Origin of the sequence: Candidatus Desulfatibia sp. (assembly GCF_036446775.1) — a bacterium.
In the GTDB taxonomy this organism is placed as follows: domain Bacteria; phylum Desulfobacterota; class Desulfobacteria; order Desulfobacterales; family UBA11574; genus Desulfatibia_A.
This window is the reverse complement of sequence record NZ_JAZFTO010000249.1, coordinates 1-2,646: the sequence shown is the minus strand read 5'-3', so window position 1 is coordinate 2,646 and position 2,646 is coordinate 1. Positions and strand designations below refer to the sequence as shown.

3 protein-coding genes are annotated in these 2,646 nt (G+C 45.5%); 1 reads left to right on the top strand and 2 read right to left on the bottom strand.

Features of this window, described 5'->3' with window-relative positions:
* A partial coding sequence (locus V3S16_RS11690; protein ID WP_413885133.1) for a hypothetical protein occupies positions 1 to 259 on the bottom strand: 259 nt, incomplete at its 3' end.
* A 124-nt stretch (positions 260 to 383) separates the two neighbouring features.
* Here V3S16_RS11690 and V3S16_RS11685 point away from each other — a divergent pair.
* Positions 384 to 1,154: a hypothetical protein gene (locus V3S16_RS11685; RefSeq protein ID WP_413885131.1), complete on the top strand. Its 771-nt coding sequence runs from the start codon at positions 384 to 386 to the stop codon at positions 1,152 to 1,154.
* Here the strand turns inward: V3S16_RS11685 and V3S16_RS11680 are convergent.
* Positions 1,078 to 2,331, bottom strand: a complete 1,254-nt coding sequence (locus V3S16_RS11680; RefSeq protein ID WP_413885129.1) for an ISL3 family transposase — start codon at positions 2,329 to 2,331, stop codon at positions 1,078 to 1,080. The genes V3S16_RS11685 and V3S16_RS11680 overlap by 77 nt on opposite strands.
* Between the last annotated feature and the right edge of the window lie 315 nt (positions 2,332 to 2,646).

Sequence of the window (2,646 nt, the reverse complement as noted above, 5' to 3'; positions counted from 1 at the left end):
TCATATTTATAATAGTCATTTCCTCGACAATCTCAAGGAGATTTTTGTAGTTTTGAGAGTATTCTGTGGCTTTATCTTCCCTCTTTTTTCCCAAGTAAATCAAGCGTGTTTTCTTGTTCTTATTGAGCGAAAAGTATGGCTGCTTGTTACGTGTTCCTATGATCACAACACTGCCCCGCATCACAGGGCCTAACTTGCCCAGTTGGTTTTGAAGTGTCCTGACCCGCCGTTTCATTTTTGTCAGTTCTTTTGTGTCCATTTTTTGTCCTTTCCTCATTTATTCCACTTGACTTTTCATACTATATGGCTATGCTATATAGCATAGCGTAAAGGCAATGGAATGTCAAGTGGAAAAATAATTATTTTTCGGAAAGGATTCTGAGATGCTGGAAGAACTTAAACGGTTTTTGGTATTCATGAGGCCTGCATTTTCAAGGCGGGCGACCTATTGCTGGTTTGTTGTGGTATTTGCTGGATTCATTTTGCGAACCGATAACTTCGGCGTCAGTTCAATTGTTCGTGCCCTGACTCTATCGCCGAAAAACTATACCTGCCTGTTACATCTTTTCCATTCGACCGCGTGGAGTGTAGAGGGGATTATGTCAATTTGGTGGCAGTGGCTCGTCAAAAAAGATGTGGCGTATCGTATCAACAATCGTCTGGTTCTCGTTGGAGACCATACCAAGACGCCGAAAGACGGGCGTAAAATGCCAGCTGTAACAACCCTGCATCAGGATTCAGAAACCGGCAGCAAGCCTTCATACTTTCGGGGCCATCATTGGGGGTGTATCGGAATACTTATGCGGGCTTGTGATAAATACTTTGCTGTGCCGCTTTGGGCCAATATACAGGAGGGATTGACGCTTTTGGCGGATTCTGATGAAAAACGGCATCTGCCGAAAACCGTCCAGATCGTTGAAATGGCCAGGCGGACAGCGATAGCTATGAAAGGTGAAGCTTATCTGGTGCTTGATGCGTATTTTGCTGTCGGGCCGGTATTCTTAGCTGCCGCTGAACAACTTAATGGTGCCGGCAACTTTGTTCATATTCTGACACGGGCAAAGAAAAATGGCCTCTTCAAAAAAATTCGTGGGTTCCAGCGGGCTGCGGTAACGCTCCAAGGTTGTGATACAGGGCCAATTCGAGCGTTTTGAAGCTCTTAAACCCGTATGCTTTTCTGGTAGTCAGTTTCGCTTTGGCATTTAAGCCCTCTACGACTCCGCTGGAAAACTCCTTCCTGGCCCGAAACCAGTTCAATATAAGCTCCTTGTGCCTACGCAGCATAAGGGCAACTTTCTTCATTGGCTCAATCCGAGAACGCATCGCTCGACTGCACCAGCAATCCAGAAACACGCCAGCCCAATACGAACTTTGGTAATCCCAGAAAGACTGAAAATCCTCTTTCAACAGATAGCTTCTTATCGTTTTCAGATTGTACTGCAACAATGTCGCAAGGGATGTATCCTCTTTGTCAGTGAGATTCTCAGGGCGTTTGAGAAACAGCCATCGACTCCTTTTCAATATAGGAACGTATCCATTACGTGCCAAATCCCTGGCTTCTGCTGCACGAACCTTATCGATAGCTTTGTTCATGTGAGCGACAATATGAAAACGGTCAAGGATGTTAAGGGCTTGCGGGGCTTTCCTGGCAATCACCTTCAGATAGGGTTTCCACATATCACTGCAAACATATTCAAGAAGTTTCGTACGTTCTTTGCCCAACCAGCGGAAGAACTGCAACGTTGTTTTGGCGGTACGTTTTTCTCCAACCCACAACAAACGTATGCGATCTCGGTTGATCTGATAGACGACCGTCACATAACGATGCCATCTGCCCCAACACAACTCATCAATGCCGACAGCCGTTATACCGCCCAGATCAACATGATCACGCCCCCATTGCACTGCCATCTCGACAGAGCTATAAACCGTATACCAACTTGCCCTGAATGCCTCGGCAGTTCGAGCCCAACTGAGTTCTTTGGCCCAGCGTGCCAGAAACCATGCGTAGGCATTTGTAACTGTTCGCTTGCCGTCAGCCCATGGGACACGTTCAACCTTAATGCCGCAGTCGGGACAATTCACTCGACGCATAGCATAAACAAAGTATACCAGGATGCCCCAGAACGGAATAAATTCAAAATGGCGAACAGGTAAGATGTCGTAACCTGGGCGTTTGCATCCGCAACCCGAGCATATCGGACGGCTATTGATGCGAGAGCGAATAGTAATATCAAGTTTAAGTTGTTCGTCTTCTTCCTTCAATTTGATGTCCGTATAAATAAAAGACTGGTGTTTCTGTACACGATTAAGTAAGGTTTTAATCTGCATCCTGAATCCTTTCTGGTTGACTGTTTTTTGGCGAAAACAATCTATCATCCAGATGGAGAGTCAGGATGCACTTATAAAATGCTTAATCCTCAATATTTTATCTGTCCTGTTAATTTCATCTGCTTTTGTTTTTTAATCTGGCTTCGGTTGGGGGGTGTTTGAAAAGAATAAAAACAGCCTCGCCGAAGGCGATTCCTTATGTTTTACCCACAAATTATTTCAGAGAGCCATAAAAAGGATGTTAGGCCGCGATGGGTTAGGCGACTCTGCCCTTGCCCTGCCCCCCGACAAGACAAAAAACCCACCAGCAAAAAC

Bases quoted from the DNA above. Each gene is read 5' to 3' on its own strand.
- V3S16_RS11680 (WP_413885129.1), bottom strand. From the start codon at position 2,331: ATGCAGATTAAAACCTTACTTAATCGTGTACAGAAACACCAGTCTTTT.
- V3S16_RS11685 (WP_413885131.1), top strand. From the start codon at position 384: ATGCTGGAAGAACTTAAACGGTTTTTGGTATTCATGAGGCCTGCATTT.